Below are 26,569 nucleotides of genomic sequence, written 5' to 3' on the forward strand. Positions count from 1 at the left end.
GCCATGGCCGAGTTTTCACTCCCCAAGAATTCCAAGATCACGAAGGGCAAGCACTTCCCCGCCAAGACCGGCGGCAAGAACGTGCGCACCTTCAAGATCTACCGCTGGAGTCCGGACGACGACAGCAATCCGCGCACCGATACCTATGATGTCGATCTGGACGCCTGCGGCCCGATGGTCCTGGACGCGCTGATCAAGATCAAGAACGAGATCGACCCGACCCTGACCTTCCGCCGCTCGTGCCGCGAAGGTATCTGTGGTTCGTGCGCGATGAACATCGACGGCACCAATACCCTGGCCTGCACCCGAGCCATCTCGGACTGCGGCAAGAAGGAAGTGCCGATCTACCCGCTGCCGCACATGAACGTGGTCAAGGATCTGGTTCCGGACCTGACCCACTTCTACGCGCAGTACGCCTCGATCAAGCCGTGGATCCGCACCCAGACCCCGGCACCGCCGGACCGCGAGCGCCTGCAGTCGCCGGAAGACCGCAAGAAGCTGGACGGTCTGTACGAGTGCATCCTGTGCGCGTGCTGCTCGACCAGCTGCCCGAGCTACTGGTGGAACGGCGAGCGTTACCTGGGCCCGGCGATCCTGCTGCAGGCCTACCGCTGGATCATCGATTCGCGCGACGAGGACACCGGTGCGCGCCTGGACGATCTGGAAGATCCGTTCAAGCTGTACCGCTGCCACACCATCATGAACTGCGCCCGGACCTGCCCGAAGGGCCTGAACCCGGCGCTGGCGATCGCCGAGATCAAGAAGCTGATGATGGAACGCCGCGCCTGATACGGCGCAGGGTAGTTGCATGACCCCAGTAGAGCCACGCCATGCGTGGCTTTGCTGTGTCTGGAGAAGCACGATGGAAGAAGACGTTCTGCTGAAGAAGCTGCGCTGGCGCTGCCGCCGCGGCATGCGCGAGCTGGACCAGCTGTTCGGCCGTTACCTCGACCACGAATGGAGCACTGCGCCGACCGAAGAGCGCGAGGTTTTCCTGTTCCTGCTCGACTGCGAGGACGATAAGTTGTGGCGCTGGTTCATGGGTTATGAGGCCTGCCCGCATGCGCACGCGATCCCCCTCATGCAGAAGATCCTCGCCCTCAAGCCTTGAGTGGCGCCCCTCGCGGCTGCAGGCCGCCGCCCAGCTGGCGGTGCTGCTGGCCGCACCCTGGCTGCTGCGCGCATCGGATCTGCCGCCGCGGCTGTTGATGCCCGCGGTGTTGCTGGCCTGGGGCATCGGGTTGGCCGAACTGGCCTGGCGCCAGCGCAGGCCACGCGTGCAGGTGCTTCTGCCGGTACCGTCCGAGCCGCTGCAGGTGGCCGGGCAGGACGTCGATGCACCACAACTGGTCGTGCGCGGCCCCTGGCTGCTGTTGCTCTGGCGTGAGGATCGGCGCCGCCGGCGCCTGCTGTTCTGGCCGGATGTGCTCGATTCCGGGCAGCGACGTGAACTGCGACTGGCCGTCGCCGCACGCAGCGTTTCCCGTCAGCCCCGGTCGATGGCACCATAAGCTGAATTGACTGGCGTGCCTGCATGTTCAAACCCATTCCCGTGGCGATCGGCCTGCGCTACCTGCGCGCCAAGCGCCGCAACGGCTTCATCTCCTTCATCTCGATGGCATCGATCCTGGGCATCGCGCTCGGCGTGACGGTGCTGATCACCACCTTGGCCGTCATGAGCGGTTTCCAGAAGGAAATCCGCAGCCGCCTGCTGCAGATGACCGCGCACACCACCATCAGCCGCGACGGCGAGCCTATGCCGGACTGGATGCGCGTGGTGGACGTCGCCCGCAAGGACCCGCGCGTGGCCGGTGCCGCACCCTACATCGAGATCCAGTCGATGATCAGCGGCCCGCGCGTGCAGGGGGCGATCATCCAGGGCATTGATCCGGCGCTGGAGCCGAAAGTCTCGGTGATCGACAAGAAGGTCACCAAGGGCAGCTATGACAGCCTCAAGCCAGGCAGCTTCAACCTGCTGCTGGGCAAGGAGCTGGCGATCTGGCTGGGCGTGGACGTCGGCGACCAGGTACTGGTGACCTTTGCCGAAGTGCAGGGCACGCCCGCCGGCGCGGTGCCACGGATGAAACGCTTCACCGTCAGCGGCATCTTCGAGGCCGGCTACAACGAGGTCGATCGTGGCGTCGGCTTTGCCAACATGCAGGACCTGGAGCGCGTGCTGCGCAGCGATGGTGCCACCGGCGTGCGGCTGAAACTGCACGACATGGACCGCTCGCTGGAAGTGGGCGTGGACCTGGCGCAGAGCCTCGGCGGTGCTTACCGCGTGAGTGACTGGACCCAGCAGAACGCCAACCTCTACCACTCGCTGCGCATGGAGAAGGTGGTGATGGGCATCCTGCTGTCGCTGATCATCGCCATGGGTGCCTTCAACCTGGTGTCCTCGCAGGTGATGCTGGTGACCGACAAGCAGGCCGACATCGCCATCCTGCGCACCCTCGGCCTGACCCCGGGTGGCGTGATGCAGGTGTTCATGGTGCAGGGCTCGCTGATCGGCATCTTCGGCACGCTGGCCGGCCTGATCGGTGGCATCACCCTGACCCTCAACCTGGAGCGCATCCTCGGCGCCATCGAGAGCGTGTTCAACGTCAAGCTGATGCCGGAGGATGTCTACTACATCACCGGCCTGCCGACCGACATGCAGACCGGCGACGTGGTGGCGATCACCGTGGTCGCACTGCTGATGAGCTTCCTGGCCACCCTGTACCCCGCCTGGCGGGCAGCACGCACCCAGCCGGCGGAGGCCCTGCGTTATGAATAAGGTCTTCAACCGCGGCGATGAAGTGATCCGCGCCGAAGCACTGGGCAAGACCTACGCCGAAGGGCGCATGCAGACCCCGGTGTTCGATGGCCTGGACCTGACCGTGACCGCCGGCGAAACCGTGGCGATCATCGGTGCCTCCGGCGCCGGCAAGAGTACGCTGCTGCACCTGCTGGGTGGCCTCGACATTCCGACCGCGGGCGAGGTCTATGTGACCGGCCAGCGCATGTCGGCGCTGTCGGACACCGCGCGCGGCCTGCTGCGCAACCAGGCGCTGGGCTTCGTCTACCAGTTCCATCACCTGCTGCCGGAGTTCACCGCGCTGGAAAACGTGATGATGCCGGTGCTGCTGGCTGGCACCGCGGTGGCCGAAGCGAGCAGCCGCGCCACCATGCTGCTGGAAGCGGTCGGCCTCGGCCATCGCCTGGACCACAAGCCGGGCGAGCTGTCCGGCGGCGAGCGGCAGCGTGCTGCGGTGGCGCGGGCACTGGTCAATCACCCAGCCTGCGTGCTGGGCGACGAGCCTACCGGCAACCTGGATGACCGCACGGCGGCAACGGTGTTCGAGCTGATGCTTGAACTCAACCGCGCGCGCCATACCAGCCTGGTGCTGGTGACCCATGACCGCAGCCTGGCGCGTCGCCTGGACCGGGTGCTGGAACTGCGGGAAGGGCGCCTGCACGCACTGGCCCACGCCGACGTCTGAGCGGTCGGACGGACTCTGGTAGAAGCCGACCTTGGTCGGCTGCTCCTGCAGGGCAAGCGCCAACCAAGGTTGGCGACTACCGGAATCCGACGTTCTGGACCCGCTTTGGCAGAGGTCGACCCTGGTCGACCGCCGACCGGCGCCTGAATGGGGCCGTCGGCCGTCGCGCCGGCGTTGCCAGGCCAGGCGCATGATGGCGACAGTTCCCCGAGGAGATCGCCATGAAGACCCCGCTTCTGCTGGCCGGCCTCTGCCTGGCCCTGGCCGCCTGTGCCACCACCGGCCGGCTCAGCAGCGCCGAGAAGCTTGACCTTTACCGTGCCCACGCCGGTGCGCCGCAGAACGACATGCAGTTCTTCGGCACCCTCAATGGCTGGACCGAGCTGGGTGACAGCGCGCTGGCGGTGTGGACGCGACCCAGCGAGGCCTACCTGCTGGAGCTGAGAGGCCCCTGCCAGGACCTGCCGTATGCCACCGCCATCGGCCTGACCAGCCAGATGAACCGTGTCTCGGCGCGCTTTGACAAGGTGCTGGTGCGCGACCCCACCGGCGGCCCGCGCATGCCTTGCTTCATCAACAGCATCCGCAAGCTGGACGTGAAGGCGCTGCGTGCCTCCGAGCAGGAGCTGCGCCAGGCGCAGGTGCAGGAGCGCGAGGAATCCGGGAAATAAACGGGTAGCGCCGGGCCATGCCCGGCGGATGCCTGGACGCCGGGCATGGCCCGGCGCTACCGGCAGGTCAGGCTTCCGGAACGAAGCCTGCGGGCTTCTCCGCGTCCTTCTCGAACAGGAACTTGACCAGTTCGCCTTCAAGGAACGCGCGATGCTCCGGCGTGCGCGGTGACAGCCGGTTCTCGTTGATCAGCATGGTCTGGTGGGCCAGCCAGGCGGCCCAGGCCTGCCTGCCGATGTTGTTGAAGATGCGCTGGCCCAGCTCGCCGGGGTAGGGCACGAAGTCCAAACCTTCGGCATCGCGTTGTTCGTACTGGCAGAAGACGGTTCGGGGCATGGCACTCACTCGTGGTTGCGGGGCTTCTTGGAAGTTCGTTTCGACGTCTTGATCGTGGCGCCGTCGAGCAGTTTGCGGATCGGCGCAGGCAGGCCCAGCGCGGGAAGTTCATCGCTCGCGACCCAGCGCAGCGTGGGTTCTTCCACGCGCAGGCCGTGCACCTGCCGCGACAGTACCTGCAGATGCAGCCTGTAGTGGCTGAAGGTGTGCTGCAGCACGGGCAGCTCCTCGGCGTCTTCCAGCGAACCTTCAACATGCGCATCGAACCAGTCCTGCAGCACACTGCCGGCGTCGGCCTGCGGCAGCGTCCACAGCTGCGCCCAGATGCCGGTGTCCGGCCGCTTCTGCAGCAGCACGCGCTGCTGGGCGTCGCGCAGCAGCAGGGCCACTGCTTCGCGCTCGGGCAGGGTCTTGCTGGGCTTGGGCGTGGGTAGTTCAGCAGTGCGGCCTTCGCGGCGCGCCAAGCACGCGTCCTGCAGCGGACAGATCACGCAGGCCGGTTTGGCGCGGCTGCATACGGTCGCGCCCAGATCCATCTGTGCCTGGGTGTAATCGGCCATGCGCCCGGCCGGCACCTGCGCCACGTGCGCCTCGGCGATGGCCCACATCTGCTTCTCGATGGCTGGCAGGCCGGGGAAGCCCTCGACGCCGTGGTAGCGGCTGAGCACGCGCTTGACGTTGCCATCGAGGATCGCGAACGGGTCGTTCCAGGCCTGGCTGAGGATCGCGCCGGCAGTGCTGCGGCCGATGCCGGGCAGGGCGTGCAGTGCATCGAAATCGCGCGGCAGGTCGCCGTCGTGCAGTTCCACGCAGCGCTTTGCAGCGGCATGCAGGTTGCGTGCACGGGCGTAGTAGCCGAGCCCGGCCCACTGCGCCATCACCGCGTCGTTGCTGGCGGCGGCGAGGTCGGGCAGGGTCGGGAAGTGCTGCAGGAACCGCTGGAAGTACGGGATGACCGTGGCAACCTGGGTCTGCTGCAGCATGATTTCCGACAGCCAGACCCGATAGGGGCTGCGCGGGTGCTGCCAGGGCAGGTCGTGGCGACCGTGGTCGTCGAACCAGTGCAGCAGGCGGGCGACGAAACCGTCTTCCTGGGCAGTGCTGGCGCTGGCGTGCGGCTGGCGAGGCATCGGTGTTCCAGAGAGGCAGCCACCCGTGGGGTGGCTCTACCAGGCTGCAGTAGAGCCGCCCCATGGCTGGTTGCACGGGTGTATCAGGCGCCCAGCGCTTCGGGCAGCAGGGCGTCGACGAAGGCTTCCGGGTCGAACACGCGCAGGTCTTCCGGGCGCTCGCCGATGCCGGCGAAACGGATCGGAATGCCGAACTCGCGGGCCAGCGCGAACACCACACCGCCCTTGGCGGTGCCGTCCAGCTTGGTCACCACCAGGCCGGTCACGTTCACTGCGGCATTGAACTGGCGCAGCTGCGACAGCGCGTTCTGGCCGGTGGTGCCGTCGATCACCATCAGCACTTCGTGCGGTGCGGTGGGGTCGATCTTGCCGAGCACGCGGCGGATCTTGCCCAGCTCGTTCATCAGGCCGGACTGGGTATGCAGGCGGCCGGCGGTATCGGCGATCAGCACCGAGGTGCCGCGGGCCTTGCCGGCCTGCAGTGCGTCGAACGCCACCGAAGCGGCATCGGCGTTCTGCCCCTGGGCGACCACGGTCACGCCATTGCGCTCGCCCCAGGCCTGCAACTGGGCCACGGCGGCGGCGCGGAAGGTGTCACCGGCGGCCAGCATCAGGCTGTGGCCTTCGTCCTTGAAGCGCTTGGCCAGCTTGCCGATGGTGGTGGTCTTGCCGACGCCGTTGACGCCGACGGTCAGCACCACGAAGGGCTTGGCAGTGCGGTCGATCACCAGCGGCTTGGCCACCGGCTGCAGGATCGCGATCAGCTCGGCGCGCAGCGCGGCCAGCAGTGCATTGGCGTCGGCGAACTCGCGCGACTTCATGCGCTTGCGCAGGCCCTCGACCAGATCGGTGGTGGCACCTACGCCGACATCGGCGGTGATCAATGCAGTTTCCAGCTCGTCGAGCAGGTCGTCGTCGAGCTTGGGATTGCGCGAGAACAGGCCACCGAAGCTGCGCGCGATGACGCTGTTGCGCAGGCGCTCGCGCCAGCCGGGCTTGCCGGCAGTTGCGGGCACGGCGTCGACCGAGGCGGCGGCCGGCAGATCGTCGGTGACCGGTGCCGGTGCCGGGGTGGGCCCAGGCAGCGGCGCGGGTGCCGGTTCGATGGCCGGGGTCGCGATGGGGGCGACGTCGATCTGCGCCGTCGGCGCTGGAGCTGCCGGAACCGGTGCGGCTGGAGCCGGAATCACCGGGGTGGGTTCGACAGCGACTGGAACGACGGCTGCGGGGGGCGACTCGACCGGTGCAGGCTCGGCCGCTACGGCTGCCGGTGCCGGCTCTTTGTCCTCGACCGGCGCGGCCGACGGAAACGCCGCCGCCAGCTCTTCAGCCGAGTAGTGCTGGGTCTTGGGTGCCTCCGCTGCGGGGGCATCCTGGGGCTTCTTGCGGCGGAAAAAACTGAGCATTGGCAAAAGGCGCTGAAATCAGAGGGATATGCTACCACTCGGGCCTGTCGGGCCGATGTGGGCTCAAGGTTGCGGCCCATCGGCCGTTAACCGGTCCGGAGGGCTGCGCAGTGCGGTCCGGAGACCGCCATGAACAACGTGATGGGAACGGCACGCGGTGGCATGCGTGCAGCCCAGCAGGGGGTGCGCTGGCCGCGCACAACGTGGCCAATCTGGCGACCCCGGATGCCCAGCGCCTCCAGTTGCAGCGCAGTGCCGCCGAGCAGGGTGGGGTGCAGGCCTCGGTGATTCCCACCGGCACCGATGCCGCCGCACCGCTGGGAGATCTGCTGGCAGCGAAAGCCGAGGTGGTGGCCTTCGCCGCCAATGCCACGGTGATCCGCCGCCAGGACCAGATGCTGGGCTCGCTGCTGGATCGCGAAGCCTGAGCCCCCTCGGCAGGCGCCAACCGTCGCCCCTGGTGGGTGCCAACCCTGGTTGGCATGCTTGACCTGCCCTGGTAGGCGCCAACCTTGGTTGGCACGCTTTTGGTGCGCCAACCAAGGTGGGCCTCTACCAAGGCACCGCCGGGCCATGCCCGGCGACCACCGCCTCGATCAGGCCGACAGCTCCAGCAGCAGTTTGTTCAGGCGCGCCACGTAGGCGCCCGGGTCCTTCAGGCTGTCACCGGCGGCCAGCGCGGCCTGGTCGAACAGCACCCGGCCCAGGTCGTCGAAACGTGCGCCATCGCCTTCGGCATCCAGCTTGGCGATCAGCGGATGGCCCGGGTTGATCTCCAGCACCGGCTTGCTGTCGGGCACCTTCTGCCCGCTGGCCTCCAGGATCTGCCGCATCTGCAGGCCCAGGTCCTGTTCGCCGATGGCCAGCACCGCCGGCGAATCGGTCAGGCGGTGCGACACGCGCACCTCGGCCACGTCATCGCCCAGCACCGTCTTCAGGCGCTCCACCAGGGCCTGCTTGTCCTTGGCGGCGGCTTCCTGTTCCTGCTTGTCCGCTTCGGTCTCCAGCGCGCCCAGGTCGAGGTCGCCACGGGCGATGTCAACGAAGCCCTTGCCGTCGAAATCGGTCAGGTAGCCCATCAGCCACTCGTCGATGCGGTCGGTCAGCAGCAGCACTTCCACGCCCTTCTTGCGGAACACTTCCAGGTGCGGGCTGTTGCGCACCTGGCTGTAGCTCTCGCCGGTCAGGTAATAGATCTTGTCCTGGCCTTCGGCCATGCGGCCGATGTAGTCGGCCAGCGACACGGTCTGCGCATCGGCGTCGCCACGGGTGGAGGCGAAGCGCAGCAGGCCGGCCACCTTCTCGCGGTTGTTGTAGTCCTCGGCTGGGCCTTCCTTCAGCACCTGGCCGAATTCCTTCCAGAACGTGGCGTACTGCTCGGGCTTGTCGGTGGCCAGCTTCTCCAGCATGTCCAGCGAGCGCTTGGTCAGCGCGGCCTTCATCGAGTCGATGACCGGACCGGACTGCAGGATCTCGCGCGAGACGTTCAGCGACAGGTCGTTGGAATCAACCACGCCCTTGATGAAGCGCAGGTACAGCGGCAGGAACTGCTCGGCCTGGTCCATTACGAACACGCGCTGCACGTAAAGCTTGAGGCCCTTGGGCGCGTCGCGGTGGTACAGGTCGAACGGCGCGCGGCCGGGCACGTACAGCAGCGAGGTGTACTCCAGCTTGCCTTCGACCTTGTTGTGGCTCCACGCCAGCGGGTCGCTGTGGTCGTGCGCGACGTGCTTGTAGAACTCGGTGTACTCGGCGTCACTGATCTCGGTGCGCGGGCGGGTCCAGAGCGCGCTGGCGCGGTTGACGGTTTCCCATTCGACCGCAGCGCCTTCTTCGCCGCCTTCCTTCGGCATCTGGATCGGCAGGCCGATGTGGTCCGAGTACTTCTTCAGGATGCTGCGCAGGCGCCAGCCATCGGCAAAGTCATGCTCGCCTTCCTTCAGGTGCAGCACGATGCGGGTGCCGCGCTCGGCCTTGTCGACGGTGGCTACCTCGAAATCGCCTTCGCCGCGCGAGGTCCAGCGCACGCCTTCGCCTGCAGCCAGGCCGGCGCGGCGCGAGGTCACTTCCACTTCGTCGGCAACGATGAAGGCGCTGTAGAAGCCGACGCCGAACTGGCCGATCAGCTGCGAATCCTTCTTCTGGTCGCCCGACAACTGGCGCAGGAAGTCGCCGGTGCCGGACTTGGCGATCGTGCCGAGGTGGGCGATGGCTTCGGCGCGGCTCATGCCGATGCCGTTGTCTTCGATGGTGATGGTGTGGGCGGCGGGGTCGAAGCTGACGCGCACGCGCAGTTCGCTGTCGCCTTCCAGCAGAGCCGGCTGGGTCAGGGCCTCGAAGCGCAGCTTGTCGGCGGCGTCGGCGGCGTTGGAGACCAGCTCGCGCAGGAAGATCTCCTTGTTGGAGTACAGCGAGTGGATCATCAGCTGCAGCAGCTGCTTGACTTCGGTCTGGAAGCCAAGGGTTTCGGTCTGGATGGTGTCGGTCATCGATAGGGCTCCATGTGCAATGCCGCGCCAGCGCGTGCGGCCTCGCCAAGGGGTATGGCTGATTGTCCCGAAATCAAGGGGTTGGTCGGGCAGGGCTTGCAGCCCTGCACCTGCAGAGGCCGAAGCAACAGCAACAGCAACAGCGGGCTATCCGTGGGATGGCGGGGTGGTGTGGGTTGGCAGGACACGCCGTGAACCCGTCCCTGGGGGCTCGATGGCGCCATCCATGGCGCCAACGGTCCTGCCAACCCACACCGCCCCACCTCTGACAGGTTCACGCGGCTGTTGGTAGGTGTCGACCTTGGTCGACACCTCTGTCAGATATCGAAATAAAACTGGGGTCAGATCCGTTTTCCGCAGGAAAACGGATCTGACCCCAAGAGCCGTTCCGACAGATCGCAGGAAACTGTCGAAGGCGGGGTGGGTCCGGTTGAGGGGGCGTGAGCTGCATGGATGCGGCGACCGAGCTTACATGGACGTACTTGCAGCGTCCCCCTCAACCGGACCCACCCCGCCAACCCACGGATAGCCGGCTTTTGCCGTTGCTTCGGCCGCTGCCGTGGCTTCTGCGGGTGCCGGGCGCCGCCCGGCCGAACTACAATCCCGCTCATGCTGAAATTCTCGAATACCTCCCGCCGGGGGCGCCGGTGAGCGGCCGTGGGGGCAATGACGGTCAGGTCCGCATCATCGGCGGGCGCTGGCGCAATACCCGCCTGCCGGTGCCGACCCTGCCAGGGCTTCGGCCCAGCAGCGACCGCGTGCGCGAGACCCTTTTCAACTGGTTGATGCCCAGACTGGGAGGCGCGCGGGTGCTTGACCTGTTCGCCGGCAGTGGCGCGTTGGGCCTGGAGGCGGTCTCGCGCGGCGCCGCCCACGCCACTCTGGTCGAGCGCGACGCGCAGCTGGGACGCAATCTGACCGCGGCCGTGGCCAAGCTGCAGGCCTCCGGCCAGGTCACCGTCGTGCAGGCCGATGCCCTGCGCTGGCTGCAGGGCGCACCGGCACAGCAGGCCGATCTGGTGTTCATCGACCCACCGTTCGCCGATGGCCTGTGGCAGGACGTGCTGGCCCAGCTGCCGCGGCATCTGGCTGCCGATGCCTGGCTGTACCTGGAATCGCCGGCCGGCCACGTGCCGGTGCTGCCGTCGGACTGGCTGCTGCACCGCGAGGGCGGCACCCGCGAGGTGCGCTTTGCCCTGTACCGCCGCGCCACTGCTACACTTTGACCTCATCTGAACATCTGCAACCGCCCATGACCGTGGCCAACCGCCGCATCGCCGTTTATCCCGGCACGTTCGACCCCATCACCAACGGTCATATCGACCTGGTGAGCCGGGCCGCGCCGCTGTTCGAAAAGGTCGTGGTCGGCGTGGCGCAGAGCCCGTCCAAGGGCCCGGCGCTGCCGCTGGAGCAGCGCGTGCAGCTGGCACGTGGCGCACTCGGCCACCACAGCAACGTCGAGGTCATCGGCTTCGATACCCTGCTGGCCCATTTCGTACGTTCGGTCCAGGGCGGGGTGCTGCTGCGCGGCCTGCGCGCGGTATCCGACTTCGAGTACGAGTTCCAGATGGCCAGCATGAACCGTCACCTGATCCCCGAGGTCGAGACCCTGTTCCTGACCCCGGCCGAGCAGCACAGCTTCATTTCGTCCTCGCTGGTCCGCGAGATCGCGCGCCTGGGCGGCGACGTGTCCGGTTTCGTGCCGGCCGCGGTGCTCGAAGCCCTGCGCAAGGTCCGCGAAGCGAAGGCCGCACAGTCGTAAGCCCCGCTGTACCCGCACCCCATTACGTACAACACCACGCACCATTCCGGGAGGAAACCCATGAACACCACCATGCGCGCGATGCTGATCGCTTCGTTGGCCCTGGCCTTCACCGCCTGCAAGAAGGAAGAGGCCGCTCCGGTCGACGAGGCCAAGCAGGCCCTGGTCGCGCCGTCCAAGGACGACGATGCAGGCTGGAAGAAGTACCTGCAGGAAGTGGCCATCCAGAACATGGGCAACATCAGCAACAGCCCGTTCCTGTACTACCTCTCGCCGGAATCGGACCCGGACTTCCAGGCCAAGTACGAGCGCCAGACCGAGAGCGCGACCCAGGCCGTGGCCCGTGGCGTGCAGCCGGGCAACATGCTGGCCTTCGGTTCGTCGGCCTCGGGCAAGATGGCTGACATGATCCAGGCTGTGTTCAAGGACGTGGCCCCGGATTCGATGAAGGGCGTGCGCGTCGTCTTCATCGGCCAGTCGGCCGACAACGCCCGCGTGCAGGCGGCGGTCCAGCCGACCGGCGCCGAGTACATTTTCGTCGAAGCCAAGTAATACCGAGCCATGGCGGCCATGCTCCGGCATGGCCCGGGCGGCACCCCGCAAGGGTGCCGCTGATGACCTGACCGGCCCGCGCGCCCGCGCTGGCCGGTCCTTTGTCCCAAGGCGCGGGCGAGGAGTATCGCCATGTCGCTGAAAATCAACGAGCTCTGCGTCAACTGCGACGTCTGCGAGCCGGCCTGCCCGAACCAGGCCATTTCGATGGGTGAAACCATCTACGTGATCGACCCTGCGCGCTGTACCGAATGCGTCGGTCATTTCGACGAGCCACAGTGCGTGGTCGTCTGCCCGGTCGAGTGCATCGACCCGGATCCGGAGATCGTGGAAACGGAAGACCAGCTGCTGGCCAAGCTGCGCCAGCTGCAGCACGATCACCCCGAACTCTACGCGGAGCCCCCATCCGAATGAAGACGCTGATCGTCCGCCCCCTGTTGCTGCTCGGCCTGCTGCTGAGCCCGATGGCCTGGGCCGACAGCCCGGCCCGTGCCGAGCGCCCCGATGGCGCAGCCATTGCCAGCGGCCACGCGCTGGCCACCCAGGCAGGTATCGATATCCTGGTGCAGGGCGGCAACGCCTTCGATGCCGCGGTCGCGGTGTCATCCACGCTGGCGGTGGTCGAGCCGATCAGTTCCGGGCTGGGCGGCGGCGGCTTCTTCCTGCTGCACGACGCGGCCACCGGCAAGGATGTGATGCTGGATGCACGCGAGACCGCACCGGCCGCGGCAACTCCGCAGGCCTTCCTCGACAAGCAGGGCAACCTGGACCGTGATCGTTCGGTCAACGGCGCCTGGTCGGCCGGTATCCCGGGCCTGCCTGCAGCGCTCGTCGAGCTGTCGGCCAAGCACGGCAAGCTGCCGCTGTCTGCATCGCTGCAGCCGGCGATCCGCATCGCGCGCGAAGGCTTCCCGGTGTACGACCGCATGGCCAAGGGCTATGCGTCGCGCCGAGAAGTGATGGAGCGCTATCCCGGCACGCGCGAGGTCTACCTGCGCAACGGCAAGCCGATCGCCACCGGTGACCTGTTCAAGCAGCCGGAGCTGGCACAGACGCTGGAGCGCCTGGCCGCGGGTGGCTTCGATGGGTTCTACAAGGGCCAGACCGGAAAGCTGTTGCTGGCCGGCGTGAAGCAGGCTGGCGGCAAGTGGAGCGCCGAAGAGCTGGCCGGCTACCGCGTGAAGCAGCGCGAGCCGATCGTGTTCAACTACAACGGCTGGAAGATCACCACCGCGCCGCCGCCGTCGTCCGGTGGCATCGCACTGGCCAGCATGCTGCAGATCCTGGAAGGCTGGGACATCAGGAAGATGGACCCGGCGCACCGTACCCACCTGGTGGTGGAGTCGATGCGCCGCGCGTACCGCGACCGCACCTTCTTCCTCGGCGATCCGGACTTCGTGCAGATCCCGCAGAAGGTGCTGACCAGCAAGGACTACGCACAGGGCCTGCGCGCTACCATCCATCCGGAGAAGGCCACGCCCAGCGACCTGCTGTCGGGCAATCCGACCCCGCTGGAAGACGACGAGACCACGCATTTCTCGATCATCGACCGCGACGGCAACCGCGTCGGCGCCACCCAGACCGTCAACCTGCTGTACGGCTCGGGGTTGATTCCCAAGGGCACCGGCGTGCTGCTGAACAACGAAATGGACGACTTCGCGCTGAAGCCGGGCACGCCCAATGCGTTCGGCGTGATGGGCTACGAGGCCAATGCGCCGAAGCCGGGCAAGCGCATGCTCAGCTCGATGACCCCGACCTTCATGGAGAACGCCGACAAGGTGGTGGTGCTGGGCACCCCGGGTGGCAGCCGCATCATCACCATGGTGCTGCTGGGCATCCTCGGCTACGACGACGGCCTGGATGCGCAGCAGGTTGCCGCGCTGCCGCGCTACCACCACCAGTGGCTGCCGGACCTGATCGAAGCCGAGGACGATGCGTTCGACGCGGCGACGGTGAAGCAGCTGCAGGCGATGGGGCACAAGATCGACCTGCCGGGCAATGTGGCCGCAGGCGGCCGCGGGTCCAGCCATGTGTGGGGCAACCTGCAGACCGTGGAATGGGACCGCAAGTCGAACAAGCTGTTCGGCGGCAGCGACCCGCGCAATCCGGTGGGCAGTGCCCAGGTCGTCCCGGCGCGCTGATCCGGTCGTGCCGGCTGCTGGCCGGCAATCCGGCTGATTATCGAAACCCCGCCTTTGCCGGCGGGGTTTTCTGTTTCCCTTCTAGCGATTATTTAACGAGCCGGCGCCGATAATCGACACATGAAACTCTGGTCAATTCGTGGAAACTCGCAGCGCCTCGATGGCGGCGCGATGTTCGGCAACGCGCCGCGCGCGTTGTGGGAAAAATGGGCGGCACCGGACGAGCTCAATCGCATCGAGCTGGCCTGCCGTGCGCTGCTTGCCAGCCCGCTGGAAGGCAAAACCGTGCTGTTTGAAACCGGTATCGGCGCGTTCTTCGACCCGCGCATGCGCGAGCGCTACGGCGTGCAGGAAAGCCAGCATGTGCTGATCGATTCGCTGCGCGAAGCCGGCTTCGAGCACGAGGATATCGACGTGGTGGTGCTCAGCCACCTGCACTTCGATCATGCCGGCGGCCTGCTGGCGGCGTGGAGCGAAGGGCGTGAGCCCGAGCTGCTGTTCCCCAACGCAACCTTTGTGGTCGGCGCGCAGCATTGGCAGCGCGCCGTGCAGCCACACCCGCGCGACCGCGCCAGCTTCATTCCGGAACTGCCGGGCCTGCTGCAGGCCAGTGGCCGGCTGGAAGTGGTGGACGGGGAGTACTCGAAGGCGCTCGGCCGCAGCGTGCGCTTCAGCTACAGCGACGGGCATACGCCGGGGCTGATGCTGGCCGAGATCGTCGGTCACGCGCATGCCGGCGAAAGTGCGCACGGTGGCGTGGTGTTCTGTGCCGACCTGATCCCGGGGCGCTCATGGGTACACGTGCCGATCACCATGGGCTACGACCGCAATGCCGAGCTGCTGATCGACGAAAAGCGGCAGTTCCTTGAAGACAAGCTGGCGCGCAACGTGCGGCTGTTCTTCACCCACGACCCGCAGGTGGCGTTGGCGCAGCTGGGCAGGGATGACAAGGGGCGTTTCGTGACCCTGCACGAACAGGGCGAGCTGAAGGCACGCGCCCTGGGGTAATGGAAAGGCCGGGCAACGCCCGGCCTTCACTGATGGCGGCAGGTCCACGCCATGCGTGGATGGCGTTTCATCCGGATGCGACCGTTACGATGCCTTCAGGCAACTGCTCATGAAGGTCTTGCGCGCATCACCGGTCAATTTTTTCGTGCCGGCATCGGCGTTGCATTTGCGCATGCGTTCCTGCGGCGTTGTCGCGGCCTTGGTCTCGGCGGCATGGCCGCTGAGGCAGGAGCTCTGTGCAGTCTTGTAGGCATCCCCCTTCAAGCCCTTGTTCTTGGCTGAGCATTCGGCCATGCGCTGCTGCTGCGGAGTGGTGGCATTGGCAGCCAGGGGCAGGCCGACCAGCAGGACGGCGGCCAGCAGGAAAGAGGCTTTCATCGGGAGCTCCAAGGGGGGCGGGTGCGCGGAGCATTCGCTTCCAGCCTGCAAGGCCACGTGAAGAACCACGCCATTGCCGCGCCTGCTTGCGGCAACGTTCAGATCGGCGTATTACTTAGCCATATGGGTAAGTATGATCCCGCCATTCAAGACGTCTTCCAGGCATTGGCCGACCCGACCCGGTGCGCGATCGTGGCTGTGCTGGGGCAGGGGCCGCGCACGGTGTCGATGCTGGCCGGGCCCTTCGAGATGGCTTTGCCTTCTCTGATGAAACATCTGGCCGTGCTGGAGCGCAGCGGCGTGGTGCGCAGCCACAAGCGGGGGCGCGTACGCACCTGCGAACTGGTGCCGGCGCGGTTGGGCGAGGCCGAGCAGTGGCTGGCCGAACAACGTGCCGTATGGGAAGCGCGCGCCGACCGCATGGTCGATTTCGTTGAAACCCTTCACCGACAGGAGCGGGCCCATGGCCGTAGACGCAGGCAACAACCCTGACACCGACCTGGTCATCAGCCGTGTGTTGAATGCACCGCGTGCCGCCCTGTGGCGGGCCTGGACCGATCCGGAACTGCTGCGCCAGTGGTGGTGCCCGAAGCCGTGGACCACCGAGGTACGCGCATTCGACCTGCGCCCCGGCGGGGCCTTCCACACCTTCATGCAGGGCCCAGATGGTGGCAGCAGCGACAATCCGGGCAGTTTCCTGGAGATCGTGCCGCAGCAGCGCCTGGTGTTCACCTCGATGCTGGGCGCAGGCTGGCGACCGCAGTCACCTTGGCTGGGCTTCACCGCCGTCATCACGATGGAGGATGACGGGCAGGGCTGCCGCTATACCGCGCGGGTGATGCACCCGGACAAGGCCCTGCGTGACCAGCATGAGCAGCTGGGCTTCTTCGACGGCTGGAACACGGTCATCAGCCAGCTGGAAGCCTTCGCGGCCGGCCTGTAGGCCGCGCTTGGGGTCAGATCCCTTCCGCTGTGAAAGGGCGCTGACCCCGGTTCGCCGGATCAGCCGACGCGGGTCCCGAAGATACGGTCACCGGCATCGCCCAGGCCTGGCAGGATGTAGCCCTTGTCGTTGAGCTGGGCGTCGATGGCCGCGGTGTAGATCTCCACGTCCGGGTGCACGGCCTTGACCGCCTCGATGCCTTCCGGCGCGGCCACCAGGAAAATGCCCTTGATGCGGCGGGCGCCGGCACGCTTGAGCATGTCGATGGTGGCGATCAGCGTGCCGCCGGTGGCCAGCATCGGGTCCAGGATCAGCGCGTCGCGCTCTTCCAGGCGGCCGGTCAGGCGCTCGAAGTAGGGCACCGGCTGCAGGGTTTCCTCATCGCGCTGCAGGCCCACCACGCTGACGCGGGCGGCCGGGATCAGCGACAGCACGCCGCTGAGCATGCCCAGGCCGGCGCGCAGGATCGGCACCACGGTGATCTTGGCGCCCGCAATGCGCTGCACGGTGACCGGGCCGGCCCAGCCGGGCAGGGTGTGCGGCTCGGTTTCCAGGTCGGCGGTGGCCTCATAGGCCAGCAGCGTACCCAGCTCGTTGGCCAGTTCGCGGAAATCCTTGGTGCTGAGCGCAGCGTTGCGCATCAGGCCGATCTTGTGCTGCACCAGCGGGTGGCGCACTTCGACGATCTTCATGGTCGGGAAGGGGAAAAGGAGAGAGGGCGCCATTTTGCCGGATTGGGCGGCCAACCCCAAACCGGGGCCGGAGACGGCCAGCATGAAATGCGCAGGCGCATGTCACGGCCATGCAATCTTGCGGACATACCGTGCAGACCCATTCTTAACAGGAATGGGGATTCCCAGTGCATATCAAGACTCCGTTGGCCGTTGCCATCACGCTGACCCTGGCAATGGGGGCCGCAGCACCGCTGCATGCCGCCGGGCAGCAGGCGGTAGCCGCCACCGGCGCCGTGGCGTCGGACGCGGTCGACCTGGACCGCATCGAAGTGCGCGCCCAGCTCGAATCGCAGATCCGCGCGGTCGACCTCAAGCGCAGCAGCGACGCCATCGAAGACGCGGTGTCCTCCGATGCGCTGGGCCAGTACCCGGACAAGAACGTGGCCGAGTCGCTGCAGCGGCTGCCGGGCATCAGCGTCACCCGCGACCAGGGCGAGGGCCGCTTCGTGGTGATCCGTGGCCTGGATGCCAATCTCAACAGCGTCAGCGTGGATGGCATCGCCGTGGGCACGCCGGAGGATTCCAGCCGTGCCGCGCCGCTGGACGTGATCCCGTCCGACTCCACCGAACGCCTGCGCGTGGTCAAGTCGCCGACCCCGGACATGCCCGGTGATGCCATCGGCGGCGCCGTGCTGGTGGAATCGGCCTCGGCCTTCGACCGCGACGGTCGCAGCCTGCGTGGCAAGATCGAAGGCAGCCACCAGCAGTTGTCCGGCGAGACCAGCCCCAAGGCCGCCTTCAACTACAGCGAAGTGTTCAACGACACCTTCGGCGTGGCCCTGGGCGTGAACTACCAGAAGCGGAAGTTCGAGTCGGACAACACCGAAGTGGAGTATGACGGCGAGGATGACGCCGCACCTGGCGACGTCACCGCGATCAACCTGCAGCACCGCAAGTACGAGATCGAGCGCAAGCGCATCGGCGCCAACCTCAACCTCGACTGGCGCCCGAACGAAGACAGCAAGTACTACCTGCGCACGCTGTACAGCCAGTTCGACGATGCCGAAACCCGCCAGCGTGTGATCTTCAACTTCGACGACGCCAAGATGGTCAAGACCGGCACCGACCAGTACCGCCTGGATGGCATGCCGAAGGATTCCATCGACAAGCGCATGCGCTACCGAACCAAGAAGGAAAACACCTTCGCGGCCAGCCTGGGGGGCGAGAACAAGCTGACCAACGCCGTGGTCGACTACAGGGTTGGCTACACCCGTACCGAAGAGCGCGTGAATGACGAGATGGAGGCGCGCTTCAAGCTCAACGGCAAGGCCTTCAACGGCACCCTGGACCAGAGCAGCCGCTTGCCCAGCTACAGCTTCGACAATCCGCAGTGGCTGGACAACAGCAACTACGCGTTCGACCGCTTCGTGCTTTCGCCCAAGCAGGTGAACGACAAGGAGCACAGCGCGCAGGTCAACGTGCGCTTCGACGGCGACAGCAGCAGCATCAAATTCGGCCTGCTGGGCCGCTGGCGTGACCGCGACGTCAATGTGGATGAGCGCGAACTGCGTGTCGGCCCGAAGGTGGCGCTGTCGAGCTGGAGCACCTCCTCGCCCGAACACCGCCACGGCAACCTGGGTGATGGCATGGATTCGGCCGCGATGCGTGCCTTCTGGGCGGCCAATGGCGGCCAGTACAGTGCCCGTCCGCAGGACGTCGGTGGCAACGCGATGACCTCGCTGGAAGAGGACTACGTGGCCAGCGAAGACATCTTCGCCAGCTATGCGATGGGCACCTGGGATGTGGGCGCGCTGCGCATCATCGGCGGTGTTCGCGTGGAAAACACCCAGTTCAAGGCAGTCGGCAACCAGGTGGACGTGGCCGCCAACGGCCGCAGCTTCACCGTCACCCCGCGCGTGGCCAACAGCAGCTACACCAACGTGCTGCCGGGCCTGCACCTGCGCTATGACGCGGCCGACGACTGGGTGCTGCGCGCCTCGGCCAACAAGACCGTGTCGCGCCCCTCGTTCGGTGACATTTCACCGCGCGTGGGCTACAGCCGCGGTGACGAGGAAGTGCGCCTGGGCAATCCGGAACTGGACCCGTACGAGTCGAAGAACATCGACCTGTCGGTGGAGAAGTACATCGGCAGCAGCGGCATCGTCTCGCTGGGCCTGTTCCACAAGTCGATCGATGGCTACATCGTGGAGACCGTGCGCACCAATGATCCGGCCTACGGCGGCCTGGACGTGACCCAGCCGATCAACGGCCGCAAGGCCACCGTGCGCGGTGCCGAGTTCAACTGGCAGCAGCAGCTGGCCTTCCTGCCGGAGGGCCTGGATGGCCTGCTGGTCGGCGCCAGTGGCACGTGGCTGGATACCGAGTTCGATGCCGGCATCAAGGATCGCCCAGGCGAGGACTTCACCCTGCCGCGCGCCTCCAAGCACGTCTACAGTGCCCACATCGGCTATGAGAAGTACGGTCTGAGTACGCGGCTGGCGGCGGTGTACCGCAGCGAGTACCTGGACAGCATCGGCAAGGGCCGCGCCTTCGACATCTACGTCGCGCCGAACACCCAGCTCGACTTCTCGCTGGACTACAAGTTCACCCCGCGCGTGAGCATGTACCTCGAAGCGCAGAACCTGCTGGACAAGCCGCTTGAGCTGTACCAGGGCACGCGCTCGCGCACCCTGCAGATGGAAGAGTATGGCCGCACCTACGCTCTGGGCCTGAAGGTGGCACTGTGATGGGGCGTCGCATCACTGCCTTGGCCACCGCGCTGGCGATAGCGCTGGCTGCCGGCTGCACGCCGGCCACCGGCAATGACCCCGCCATGGCCGCGACGTCAGCGAAGGCCAGCGGCGAGCGAGCGGTGACCACCATCGCCGAGGCCTTCCTTTCGCCGATGACCCCGGCTGACAACATCGACTCGCCTGCGGCCTGGCGAGCTCCGGATGGCAGGCTGTGGCTGATCGCCACCGCAAAGGCCACCGACAAGCTGGTGGTCTACGACGGCAGCACCGGCCAGCACCTGCGTGACGTGGGCAGCAGCGGCACCGCACCGGGGCAGTTCGACCGCCCAAACGGCATCGCGGTGATCGACGATCTGCTGTGGATCGTGGAGCGCGACAATCATCGCGTGCAGGTATTGAGCCTGCCGGACTTCGCACCGCTGGCGACGTTCGCTGCGGAGGACCTGCGCAAGCCGTACGGGCTGTGGGTAGACCGCCGCGCCGATGGCTACAGCGTCTACGTCACCGACTCCTGGGACAACGGCGAGGATGCGCAGGGCCGTGACATCCTGCCGCCGCTGGCGGAACTGGACAAGCGCGTGCGCCAATACCACGTGAGCCGCGACGATGCGAAGGTCGAGGCGAAGCTCGTCGCCAGCATCGGTGACACCAGCGAAGCCGGTGCACTACGCGTAGTCGAATCGATCTGGGGCGACCCGGAAAACGACCGCCTGCTGATTGCCGAAGAGGACGAGAGCTACGCCAGCGAGTTCAAGGTCTACACCCTGTCAGGTCGCTTCACCGGTACCACCTTCGGTCGCGACGTGTTCAAGGCCCAGGCCGAAGGCGTGACCCTGCGCACCTGTGGCAAGGACGGCTGGTGGATCACTACCGAACAGGGCAAGCAGCGCAGCGTGTTCCACCTGTTCGACCGGCATACGCTGAAGCCGGTCGGTGCGTTCCAGGGCAATACCGTGGCCAACACCGATGGTATCTGGATGATGCAGCAACCCAGCGCGCGCTTCCCGCACGGTGCGCTGTATGCCGTGCACGACGACCAGGGCGTGGTTGCGTTCGACTGGGAGAGCATCGCCAAGCAGTTGGCGCTGCCGCTGGAGTGTGGCGCATGAGCGGGCACTGCGTGATGCGTACGCTGGCGCTGAGCTTGCTGCTGGCGTTGCCGTCATTGTCGTTCGCAGCGGCCGAACCGAATACCCAGGTGCCGGCGGGCAGCCGCCACTACGCAGCAACGACGGTACCTGACCGCATCGTCGCCTCGCCGGCGGTCGATCCCAGCCATGGATTCGCTGTCGCCTGGCGTACCGACGGCAGCGTGCAGGCACCGCTGCTGGAGATTGCCCTCGCCGGAGATTCGCCGGCCATCGAGGGCATCCGCCAGGTGCGCGCAACGACCCGTTCGCTACAGACCGAGAATGGTCTGTCGCATCATCATCGCGCCGACATCAGCGGCCTGCAGCCGGATACCCAGTACGTCTACCGCGTGCAGGGCAACGGCAGCTGGAGCGCCTGGAACCAGTTGCGCACACTGGCCGCGGCCGACCAGCCGCTGACCCTGCTGTACTTCGGTGATACCCAGAACAAGAACGTCAGCCATGTCAGCCGGGTAGTGCGCGCCGCGCAGAAGGCCGCACCGCAGGCGCGCATGAGCCTGTTTGCCGGCGACCTGGTCAGCGGCGGCGACAACATGGATGACAGTGAGTGGGGCGAGTGGTTTGCTGCGACCAGCTGGCTGGCGCAGGAAACCCTGGTGGCCCCGGCCATCGGCAACCACGAGTATTTCGAGGAGTTCGAGGACACCCCGCAGGAACGCCGCGTGCTGGGCAAGCATTGGCCGGTGACGTTTGCGCTGCCGGGCAATGGCGCCAGCGCCGCGCAGCAGACCAGCTACTGGTTCGATGCGCAGGGCGTGCGCGTGGCCGTGGTCGATGGCACTTCGGCACTCGACCTGGGCACCGCCAAGGCACAGGCACAGTGGCTGGACAAGGTACTGGGCGGCAATCCGCAGCCGTGGACCATCGTGCTGCTGCACCAGCCGTTCTACTCGCCGCGCGAAGGACGCGAGAACGCCGCGTTGCGTGACGTGCTGCTGCCGGTGGTACGCCGCCATAACGTCGACCTGGTGCTGCAGGGCCACGATCACACCTATGGTCGCCGTGGTGAAGGGCAGGCCGCGACGCCGCAGTATGTGGTCACCGTGGCGGGGCCGAAGCAGTATCGCCTTTCCGACGAAGCGCGCAGGACGATGGACCCGGTGGCCGAAGACACCCAGCTGTTCCAGGTGTTGAACATCGATCCGCAGCACCTGCGCTATGAAGCACGCACCGTGACTGGCCGTCTCTACGATGCCTTCGAACTGCGCCGTGATGCCAAGGGTGGCAAGCAGCGCATGGAGCTGACCGAAGGCCGCATCACGCCGCGTGACTGCCCGCGCGCGCAGACTGCCAAGGGCCGCGCTGATCGCTGCTGGGAATGAGGAAATCCAGATGAAAACCGTACGCCGTCTTGTCCCCATGGCTGCCATCGGCGGGGCCCTGCTCCTGCTCGCGACGGCGGTGACCGCCGCCGATAGCGTGCTGCATCCGTTCCTGGCGGCGCAGCCGAAGCAGGCCCCGCAGGAAGTGAATCTGGCGGTGGAGATTCCGGCCGGCAGCTTCACCAAGTACGAGATCAAGGAAGACGGCCTGGTGCATGTGGACCGCTTCCAGTCGATGCCGGTCGCCTATCCGGCCAACTACGGTTCGATGCCGCGCACCCTGGCCGGTGACAACGATCCGCTGGATGCACTGGTGCTGACCCGCGAACCGCTGCATCCGGGCGTGATCGTGCGCTTCCGGCCGATCGGCTACCTGAAGATGATCGACGGCGGCGAGCACGACGAGAAGATCATCGGGGTGCCCACCGACAAGGTTGATCCGAGCTACGCCAACATCCGCGATCTGGCCGATCTGCCGGAGATCGAACGGCAGCGCATCGAGGCCTTCTTCCGGGTCTACAAGGACCTGCCGGCCGGGCGCAACCCGGTGCAGCTCAACGGTTGGGGCAACGCCGCCGAGGCGCGCGGGCTGATCAGTGAAGCGATGGAGCGATTCAAGCAGTAGACCCACGCCATGCCTGGATGGCCGGGCGCGCGCATCTCCTTCACCACCGCTGGCTATCATGTGCGCCTTCCACAACGAAGGCAGTGCCTGTGTCGGTAGCGTTGGTATGGTTCCGCCGTGATCTGCGGCTGCAGGACAATCCGGCCCTGCAGGCCGCGCTGGATGCCGGTCACGACGTGGTGCCGGTCTACATCCATGCGCCGCACGAAGAAGGCGGGTGGGCGCCGGGTGCCGCCTCCGATGCGTGGCGCCACCGTTCACTGGCCGCGCTGGATGCGGACCTGCGCACGCGGGGTTCCTCGCTGGTGCTGCGCAGTGGTGACAGCCTGCCGGCCCTGCAGTTGCTGATCGAGCAGACCGGCGCCGGGGCGGTCTACTGGAACCGCAAATACGAACCGGCCACCCAGCCACGCGACGCCACCATCAAGCGCATGCTGCGCGAGCAGGGCATCGACACGCAGAGCTGCAATGGCAGCCTGTTGTTCGAGCCTTGGGACATCGCCACCCAGCAGGGCCAGCCGTACAAGGTATTTACGCCGTACTGGCGCAACGTACTCAGTCATTGGCGCCTGCCTTCGCTGCAGGCCGCAGCGAAGGCACTGGCGGCACACGCGGTCGACAGCCTCGCACTGGATGATCTCCAGCTGGCACCGACGCTGGACTGGGATACCGGCTTCTGGGAACACTGGCAGCCGGGTGAAGCCGGTGCGCTGGAAGCACTGTCCGTCTTTGAAGATGGTGCCCTGCGCGGGTATCGCGAGCAGCGGGACCTGCCGGACCGTGTCGGTACCTCGCGGCTGTCACCGCACCTGCATTTCGGCGAAATCGCCCCCTGGCGGATTGCCCATGCGCTGGAAGGGCTGCGTAGTGCCGGCACCGACGCCGACATCGACGGCTACCTGCGCCAGCTGGGCTGGCGTGACTTTGCCTACCACCTGCTGCATCACTTCCCGAAGACGCCCACCGACAACCTCAACCCCCGTTTCGATCGCTTCCCATGGGCAACGCCCAGTGACGCGCAGCTGCACGACTGGCAGCGCGGCAACACCGGCGTGCCGATCGTCGACGCAGGCCTGCGCGAGCTGTGGCACACCGGCTACATGCACAACCGGGTGCGGATGATCGTTGCCAGCTACCTGTGCAAGCACCTGCGTGCGCACTGGCTTCACGGCGCGCGCTGGTTCTGGGACACCCTGGTCGATGCCGACCTGGCCAACAACACGATGGGCTGGCAATGGGTGGCCGGGACCGGCGCCGATGCCGCACCGTACTTCCGCGTGTTCAACCCGGTCACCCAGGCCGAGAAGTTCGACCCGCAGGCCCGCTACATCAGCCGCTGGGTGCCCGAACTGGCGGCGCTGCCGGTGAAGGCGCGCTTCGCGCCGTGGCAGCATCCACAGTTGCTGGCGGCGCATGCCCCGGGCTATCCGCGTACGCCGCTGGTGGATCTGGCGGCTGGCCGCGATGCCGCGCTGGCTGCCTACCGGCAGTCAGGAGCGGGGTAAAGTGCGGGTTGAGTGATCCGGTCAGTTAGCTGAACGCGGCCCTGTCGGCGTGCCCGATCATCATTCCGGCATCGCATCGGGCTGTTTATTCTCTTTGCGCCCGCAGGCCGCCGGCCAACCGGAAACCAAGGAGAACCTCATGATCCGCAACACCACCCGCAACGTCGCATTGGCCCTGATGAGTGCGGCCGTCCTGTCGGCCTGCGCCACCGGCGGCTCCTACGTACAGAGTGACCAGTACGGCAACCCGACCGAGCAGCAGAACCGCACCGGCCGCAACGCCCTGATCGGTACCGCCATCGGCGTGGCCGCCGGCCTGCTGACCGGCGACAGCGCCACCGAGCGCCGCCAGCATGCCCTGATTGGTGCTGGTATCGGCGCGCTCAGCGGCGCCGCGGTCGGCCAGTACCAGGATCGCCAGGAACGCGCACTGCGCGAGCGCACCGCCAATACCGGCATCGATGTGCAGCGCCAGGGCGACAACATCATGCTGAACCTGCCGGACGGCATCACCTTCGATTTCGGCAAGTCGACCCTGAAGCCGCAGTTCTATGGTTCGCTCAACGGCGTCGCAGGCACTCTGCGTGACTACAACCAGACCATGATCGAAGTGGTCGGCCACACCGACAGCATCGGCAGCGACGCGGTCAACAACCGCCTGTCGAAGGAACGTGCCGACTCGGTCGCGCAGTACCTGATCGGCCAGGGCGTGCAGAGCGTGCGTATCGAAACGCTGGGCGCCGGCAAGTCGTACCCGATTGCCGACAACAGCACCGACGCCGGCCGCGCCAAGAACCGCCGTGTCGAAATCCGTGTGATTCCGCTCAAGCAGTAACGCTACGCGTTACTGCTTGAGCCGTTCCGGCCATCGGCCGGAACGAAAATGCCGCCCTTGCAGGCGGCATTTTTGTGGGTGCCGAGCATTGCTCGGCACGCCGATAGCGCCTGTAGAGCCGAGCCACGCTCGGCTACCTCTTCTGGTAGATGCCAACTTTGGTCGGCGCCGTTCGGAAGGCAGTCGAGCATGGCTATGCCGGTCGTCCTGACCGGCACCCGTCGGGCCGTCGCAAGCGACGTTGGTAGCGGCTCCTGCCGCTACCTTCGACGCTACAGAAAGCGGCATCGCGCGCTCGGGTAGATCCACGCGATGCGTGGATACCCTCGGGGTCATGCCGCCGAAGCGGCCACCTTCTCCAGGATCCGCTTGCCGCTGCTTTCCAGCGCAGCGTCTTCCTTTTCTTTCTGCTGCTGTGCCAGCTTCGCGCCCGGGCATTGCGCCAGCATGTAGTTGGCGTCGAAGTTGAGCTTCTCGACCAGGAAGTCGACGAACGCACGCACCTTCGGCGAGACCAGGCGGCCACCGGCGAACACGGCGTTGAAGTCCACTTCCGGGCCGGTCCAGCCGGCCAGCACGCGGCGCACCATGCCCGATTCAACGAACGGCTTGGCCATCACGTCGCCGGTCAGCAGCAGGCCTTCGCCGCACACCAGCGCACCATTGAGCGCAGACATGTCGTTGGCGGTCATCAGCGGGGTAACAGGGAAGTCGCGCAGCTCGCCGCCGTTCTCGCCCAGCTGCCAGGTGAAGCGCGGCGAGTTGCCGGTGTGGTACGGCTTGCGCATCGCCAGGATGCGATGGAACTGCAATTCTTCCGGATGCAGCGGCTCGCCATAACGTTCGATGTAGGCTGGGCTGGCGAACACCTGCGTGCGCAGGCTGCCGAGCTTGCGCGCGACCAGATTGGAATCGGGCAGGGCACCCACGCGCAGCGCCAGATCGGCTTCGCCGGCAATCAGGTCCAGCTTCTCGTTGCCCATATGCATGTCCAGGCGGATCTCTGGATACTGCGCATGGAACTGGCCCAGCAGCGGCGCAATCCAGGTGATGCCGATCGAGTAAGGCACAGTGAAGCGCAGCCAGCCACGCGGCCCGGACTGCAACTGGCTCACTGCGCTCTCGGCTTCTTCAAGCTCGCGTGCGATGCGTTGGCAATGTTCGTGATAGATCGAACCGGCTTCGGTCAGGCCGAGGCGGCGCGTGGTCCGGTGCAGCAGGCGCGCACCCAGGCGCGTCTCCAGTTCCTGCACCTTGCGGCTGACCGTGGTCTTGGGCAGGCCGAGCGATTTGGCAGCGGCAATGAAGCTGCCTTGCTCGACCACTTTGACGAAGATCAGCGTCTCGTTGAGATCGTGGGACATGGTCTGGGATCCTGGACGTCGGGGATGGGACAATCGTGACA

The 26,569-nt window shown here is 66.5% G+C and carries 27 protein-coding genes and 1 pseudogene; 21 read left to right on the top strand and 7 right to left on the bottom strand.

Annotated elements, in window-relative coordinates; all coding sequences use genetic code 11:
• The first annotated feature begins 3 nt into the window (after positions 1-3).
• The 6 genes from AC5P8D_RS10420 (at position 4) to AC5P8D_RS10445 (ending at position 4,153) form a co-directional block, all read left to right on the top strand.
• A complete protein-coding gene (locus AC5P8D_RS10420) occupies positions 4-789 on the top strand; it encodes a succinate dehydrogenase iron-sulfur subunit (protein WP_025878815.1) in 786 nt (261 codons plus the stop codon).
• Positions 790-862: 73 nt separating this feature from the next.
• Positions 863-1,111 (top strand): FAD assembly factor SdhE, encoded by a 249-nt coding sequence (locus tag AC5P8D_RS10425; RefSeq protein WP_005409080.1) that lies wholly within the window; start codon positions 863-865, stop codon positions 1,109-1,111.
• On the top strand, positions 1,062-1,511 hold the full coding sequence (locus AC5P8D_RS10430; protein ID WP_049453356.1) for a hypothetical protein: 450 nt from the start codon (positions 1,062-1,064) through the stop codon (positions 1,509-1,511). The genes AC5P8D_RS10425 and AC5P8D_RS10430 overlap by 50 nt, the downstream gene beginning before the upstream one ends.
• 23 nt (positions 1,512-1,534) lie before the next feature.
• A complete protein-coding gene (locus AC5P8D_RS10435; RefSeq protein WP_049453358.1) occupies positions 1,535-2,776 on the top strand; it encodes a lipoprotein-releasing ABC transporter permease subunit in 1,242 nt (413 codons plus the stop codon).
• Positions 2,769-3,482, top strand: a complete 714-nt coding sequence (lolD, locus tag AC5P8D_RS10440) for a lipoprotein-releasing ABC transporter ATP-binding protein LolD (protein WP_019661204.1) — start codon at positions 2,769-2,771, stop codon at positions 3,480-3,482. Before AC5P8D_RS10435 ends, lolD begins: the two co-directional genes overlap by 8 nt.
• Before the next feature lie 221 nt (positions 3,483-3,703).
• Positions 3,704-4,153: a DUF6491 family protein gene (locus tag AC5P8D_RS10445; RefSeq protein ID WP_019338334.1), complete on the top strand. Its 450-nt coding sequence runs from the start codon at positions 3,704-3,706 to the stop codon at positions 4,151-4,153.
• A 67-nt stretch (positions 4,154-4,220) separates the two neighbouring features.
• Here the strand turns inward: AC5P8D_RS10445 and AC5P8D_RS10450 are convergent, their stop codons facing one another.
• From AC5P8D_RS10450 to ftsY, 3 genes are all read right to left on the bottom strand, one after another.
• Entirely contained in the window at positions 4,221-4,490 is a 270-nt protein-coding gene (locus tag AC5P8D_RS10450; RefSeq protein ID WP_071305403.1) for an oxidative damage protection protein, read from the bottom strand.
• A gap of 5 nt (positions 4,491-4,495) precedes the next feature.
• Positions 4,496-5,620: an A/G-specific adenine glycosylase gene (gene mutY, locus AC5P8D_RS10455; protein ID WP_495203295.1), complete on the bottom strand. Its 1,125-nt coding sequence runs from the start codon at positions 5,618-5,620 to the stop codon at positions 4,496-4,498.
• A gap of 83 nt (positions 5,621-5,703) precedes the next feature.
• Complete coding sequence (gene ftsY, locus AC5P8D_RS10460; RefSeq protein WP_395136866.1) at positions 5,704-7,026, bottom strand: signal recognition particle-docking protein FtsY; 1,323 nt, start codon at positions 7,024-7,026, stop codon at positions 5,704-5,706.
• 129 nt (positions 7,027-7,155) lie between these two features.
• Between ftsY and AC5P8D_RS10465 the strand changes: the two are divergent.
• Positions 7,156-7,454: pseudogene (locus AC5P8D_RS10465) on the top strand (hypothetical protein).
• A gap of 168 nt (positions 7,455-7,622) precedes the next feature.
• Here AC5P8D_RS10465 and htpG read toward each other — a convergent pair.
• Entirely contained in the window at positions 7,623-9,515 is a 1,893-nt protein-coding gene (gene htpG / locus AC5P8D_RS10470; RefSeq protein WP_495203296.1) for a molecular chaperone HtpG, read from the bottom strand.
• Positions 9,516-10,162: 647 nt separating this feature from the next.
• Between htpG and rsmD the strand changes: the two genes are divergently transcribed.
• The 6 genes from rsmD to AC5P8D_RS10500 all read left to right on the top strand — a co-directional run bounded on the left by rsmD (position 10,163) and on the right by AC5P8D_RS10500 (position 14,978).
• Positions 10,163-10,741: a 16S rRNA (guanine(966)-N(2))-methyltransferase RsmD gene (rsmD, locus tag AC5P8D_RS10475; RefSeq protein ID WP_019338335.1), complete on the top strand. Its 579-nt coding sequence runs from the start codon at positions 10,163-10,165 to the stop codon at positions 10,739-10,741.
• 26 nt (positions 10,742-10,767) lie between these two features.
• Entirely contained in the window at positions 10,768-11,277 is a 510-nt protein-coding gene (coaD, locus tag AC5P8D_RS10480; protein ID WP_010484372.1) for a pantetheine-phosphate adenylyltransferase, read from the top strand.
• A 60-nt stretch (positions 11,278-11,337) separates the two neighbouring features.
• On the top strand, positions 11,338-11,829 hold the full coding sequence (locus tag AC5P8D_RS10485; protein ID WP_010484374.1) for a hypothetical protein: 492 nt from the start codon (positions 11,338-11,340) through the stop codon (positions 11,827-11,829).
• A 132-nt stretch (positions 11,830-11,961) separates the two neighbouring features.
• Entirely contained in the window at positions 11,962-12,243 is a 282-nt protein-coding gene (locus AC5P8D_RS10490) for a YfhL family 4Fe-4S dicluster ferredoxin (protein ID WP_010484376.1), read from the top strand.
• A complete protein-coding gene (gene ggt, locus AC5P8D_RS10495; protein ID WP_495203297.1) occupies positions 12,240-13,970 on the top strand; it encodes a gamma-glutamyltransferase in 1,731 nt (576 codons plus the stop codon). The genes AC5P8D_RS10490 and ggt overlap by 4 nt, the downstream gene beginning before the upstream one ends.
• Positions 13,971-14,090: 120 nt before the next feature.
• Entirely contained in the window at positions 14,091-14,978 is an 888-nt protein-coding gene (locus AC5P8D_RS10500) for an MBL fold metallo-hydrolase (protein WP_053442833.1), read from the top strand.
• An 84-nt stretch (positions 14,979-15,062) separates the two neighbouring features.
• Here AC5P8D_RS10500 and AC5P8D_RS10505 read toward each other — a convergent pair whose 3' ends face one another.
• Positions 15,063-15,356, bottom strand: a complete 294-nt coding sequence (locus AC5P8D_RS10505) for a PsiF family protein (protein ID WP_019338338.1) — start codon at positions 15,354-15,356, stop codon at positions 15,063-15,065.
• Between the two features lie 57 nt (positions 15,357-15,413).
• Here AC5P8D_RS10505 and AC5P8D_RS10510 point away from each other — a divergent pair, with 57 nt between their 5' ends.
• Together AC5P8D_RS10510 and AC5P8D_RS10515 are read left to right on the top strand one after the other, a co-directional pair.
• On the top strand, positions 15,414-15,848 hold the full coding sequence (locus tag AC5P8D_RS10510) for an ArsR/SmtB family transcription factor (protein WP_231298841.1): 435 nt from the start codon (positions 15,414-15,416) through the stop codon (positions 15,846-15,848).
• Positions 15,820-16,299, top strand: a complete 480-nt coding sequence (locus AC5P8D_RS10515) for an SRPBCC family protein (RefSeq protein ID WP_019338340.1) — start codon at positions 15,820-15,822, stop codon at positions 16,297-16,299. The genes AC5P8D_RS10510 and AC5P8D_RS10515 overlap by 29 nt, the downstream gene beginning before the upstream one ends.
• 59 nt (positions 16,300-16,358) lie before the next feature.
• Here the strand turns inward: AC5P8D_RS10515 and upp are convergent, their stop codons facing one another.
• Complete coding sequence (gene upp / locus AC5P8D_RS10520; protein WP_004153184.1) at positions 16,359-16,991, bottom strand: uracil phosphoribosyltransferase; 633 nt, start codon at positions 16,989-16,991, stop codon at positions 16,359-16,361.
• 215 nt (positions 16,992-17,206) lie between these two features.
• Here upp and AC5P8D_RS10525 point away from each other — a divergent pair, with 215 nt between their 5' ends.
• From AC5P8D_RS10525 to AC5P8D_RS10550, 6 genes are all read left to right on the top strand, one after another.
• Positions 17,207-19,720 carry a TonB-dependent receptor gene (locus AC5P8D_RS10525; RefSeq protein WP_277878494.1) on the top strand — a complete coding sequence of 838 codons (2,514 nt, stop codon included), beginning with the start codon at positions 17,207-17,209 and terminating at the stop codon, positions 19,718-19,720.
• Positions 19,720-20,835, top strand: coding sequence for an NHL repeat-containing protein (locus tag AC5P8D_RS10530; protein ID WP_159360025.1), 1,116 nt, complete (start codon positions 19,720-19,722; stop codon positions 20,833-20,835). Before AC5P8D_RS10525 ends, AC5P8D_RS10530 begins: the two co-directional genes overlap by 1 nt.
• Before the next feature lie 14 nt (positions 20,836-20,849).
• Entirely contained in the window at positions 20,850-22,199 is a 1,350-nt protein-coding gene (locus AC5P8D_RS10535; RefSeq protein WP_495203312.1) for a purple acid phosphatase family protein, read from the top strand.
• A 10-nt stretch (positions 22,200-22,209) separates the two neighbouring features.
• Positions 22,210-22,824 (top strand): inorganic diphosphatase, encoded by a 615-nt coding sequence (locus tag AC5P8D_RS10540; RefSeq protein ID WP_043399251.1) that lies wholly within the window; start codon positions 22,210-22,212, stop codon positions 22,822-22,824.
• An 89-nt stretch (positions 22,825-22,913) separates the two neighbouring features.
• Positions 22,914-24,329 (top strand): cryptochrome/photolyase family protein, encoded by a 1,416-nt coding sequence (locus AC5P8D_RS10545; protein ID WP_043399254.1) that lies wholly within the window; start codon positions 22,914-22,916, stop codon positions 24,327-24,329.
• Between the two features lie 139 nt (positions 24,330-24,468).
• Entirely contained in the window at positions 24,469-25,164 is a 696-nt protein-coding gene (locus tag AC5P8D_RS10550; protein ID WP_010484399.1) for a YiaD family glycine zipper/OmpA-like lipoprotein, read from the top strand.
• 332 nt (positions 25,165-25,496) lie between these two features.
• Here AC5P8D_RS10550 and AC5P8D_RS10555 read toward each other — a convergent pair whose 3' ends face one another.
• Positions 25,497-26,528, bottom strand: coding sequence for a LysR family transcriptional regulator (locus AC5P8D_RS10555; protein ID WP_005409107.1), 1,032 nt, complete (start codon positions 26,526-26,528; stop codon positions 25,497-25,499).
• Between the last annotated feature and the right edge of the window lie 41 nt (positions 26,529-26,569).

It is taken from the genome of Stenotrophomonas sp. YJH_SMC_101-4, assembly GCF_059370395.1.

Excerpts from the sequence above, each read along its gene's own strand:
- AC5P8D_RS10420 (WP_025878815.1), top strand. The coding sequence starts at position 4 with ATGGCCGAGTTTTCACTCCCCAAGAATTCCAAGATCACGAAGGGCAAG.
- AC5P8D_RS10425 (WP_005409080.1), top strand. The coding sequence starts at position 863 with ATGGAAGAAGACGTTCTGCTGAAGAAGCTGCGCTGGCGCTGCCGCCGC.
- AC5P8D_RS10430 (WP_049453356.1), top strand. The coding sequence starts at position 1,062 with ATGCGCACGCGATCCCCCTCATGCAGAAGATCCTCGCCCTCAAGCCTT.
- AC5P8D_RS10435 (WP_049453358.1), top strand. The coding sequence starts at position 1,535 with ATGTTCAAACCCATTCCCGTGGCGATCGGCCTGCGCTACCTGCGCGCC.
- lolD (WP_019661204.1), top strand. The coding sequence starts at position 2,769 with ATGAATAAGGTCTTCAACCGCGGCGATGAAGTGATCCGCGCCGAAGCA.
- AC5P8D_RS10445 (WP_019338334.1), top strand. The coding sequence starts at position 3,704 with ATGAAGACCCCGCTTCTGCTGGCCGGCCTCTGCCTGGCCCTGGCCGCC.
- AC5P8D_RS10450 (WP_071305403.1), bottom strand. The coding sequence starts at position 4,490 with ATGCCCCGAACCGTCTTCTGCCAGTACGAACAACGCGATGCCGAAGGT.
- mutY (WP_495203295.1), bottom strand. The coding sequence starts at position 5,620 with ATGCCTCGCCAGCCGCACGCCAGCGCCAGCACTGCCCAGGAAGACGGT.
- ftsY (WP_395136866.1), bottom strand. The coding sequence starts at position 7,026 with ATGCTCAGTTTTTTCCGCCGCAAGAAGCCCCAGGATGCCCCCGCAGCG.
- htpG (WP_495203296.1), bottom strand. The coding sequence starts at position 9,515 with ATGACCGACACCATCCAGACCGAAACCCTTGGCTTCCAGACCGAAGTC.
- coaD (WP_010484372.1), top strand. The coding sequence starts at position 10,768 with ATGACCGTGGCCAACCGCCGCATCGCCGTTTATCCCGGCACGTTCGAC.
- AC5P8D_RS10485 (WP_010484374.1), top strand. The coding sequence starts at position 11,338 with ATGAACACCACCATGCGCGCGATGCTGATCGCTTCGTTGGCCCTGGCC.
- AC5P8D_RS10490 (WP_010484376.1), top strand. The coding sequence starts at position 11,962 with ATGTCGCTGAAAATCAACGAGCTCTGCGTCAACTGCGACGTCTGCGAG.
- ggt (WP_495203297.1), top strand. The coding sequence starts at position 12,240 with ATGAAGACGCTGATCGTCCGCCCCCTGTTGCTGCTCGGCCTGCTGCTG.
- AC5P8D_RS10500 (WP_053442833.1), top strand. The coding sequence starts at position 14,091 with ATGAAACTCTGGTCAATTCGTGGAAACTCGCAGCGCCTCGATGGCGGC.
- AC5P8D_RS10505 (WP_019338338.1), bottom strand. The coding sequence starts at position 15,356 with ATGAAAGCCTCTTTCCTGCTGGCCGCCGTCCTGCTGGTCGGCCTGCCC.
- AC5P8D_RS10515 (WP_019338340.1), top strand. The coding sequence starts at position 15,820 with ATGGCCGTAGACGCAGGCAACAACCCTGACACCGACCTGGTCATCAGC.
- upp (WP_004153184.1), bottom strand. The coding sequence starts at position 16,991 with ATGAAGATCGTCGAAGTGCGCCACCCGCTGGTGCAGCACAAGATCGGC.
- AC5P8D_RS10525 (WP_277878494.1), top strand. The coding sequence starts at position 17,207 with ATGGGGGCCGCAGCACCGCTGCATGCCGCCGGGCAGCAGGCGGTAGCC.
- AC5P8D_RS10530 (WP_159360025.1), top strand. The coding sequence starts at position 19,720 with ATGGGGCGTCGCATCACTGCCTTGGCCACCGCGCTGGCGATAGCGCTG.
- AC5P8D_RS10535 (WP_495203312.1), top strand. The coding sequence starts at position 20,850 with ATGCGTACGCTGGCGCTGAGCTTGCTGCTGGCGTTGCCGTCATTGTCG.
- AC5P8D_RS10540 (WP_043399251.1), top strand. The coding sequence starts at position 22,210 with ATGAAAACCGTACGCCGTCTTGTCCCCATGGCTGCCATCGGCGGGGCC.
- AC5P8D_RS10550 (WP_010484399.1), top strand. The coding sequence starts at position 24,469 with ATGATCCGCAACACCACCCGCAACGTCGCATTGGCCCTGATGAGTGCG.
- AC5P8D_RS10555 (WP_005409107.1), bottom strand. The coding sequence starts at position 26,528 with ATGTCCCACGATCTCAACGAGACGCTGATCTTCGTCAAAGTGGTCGAG.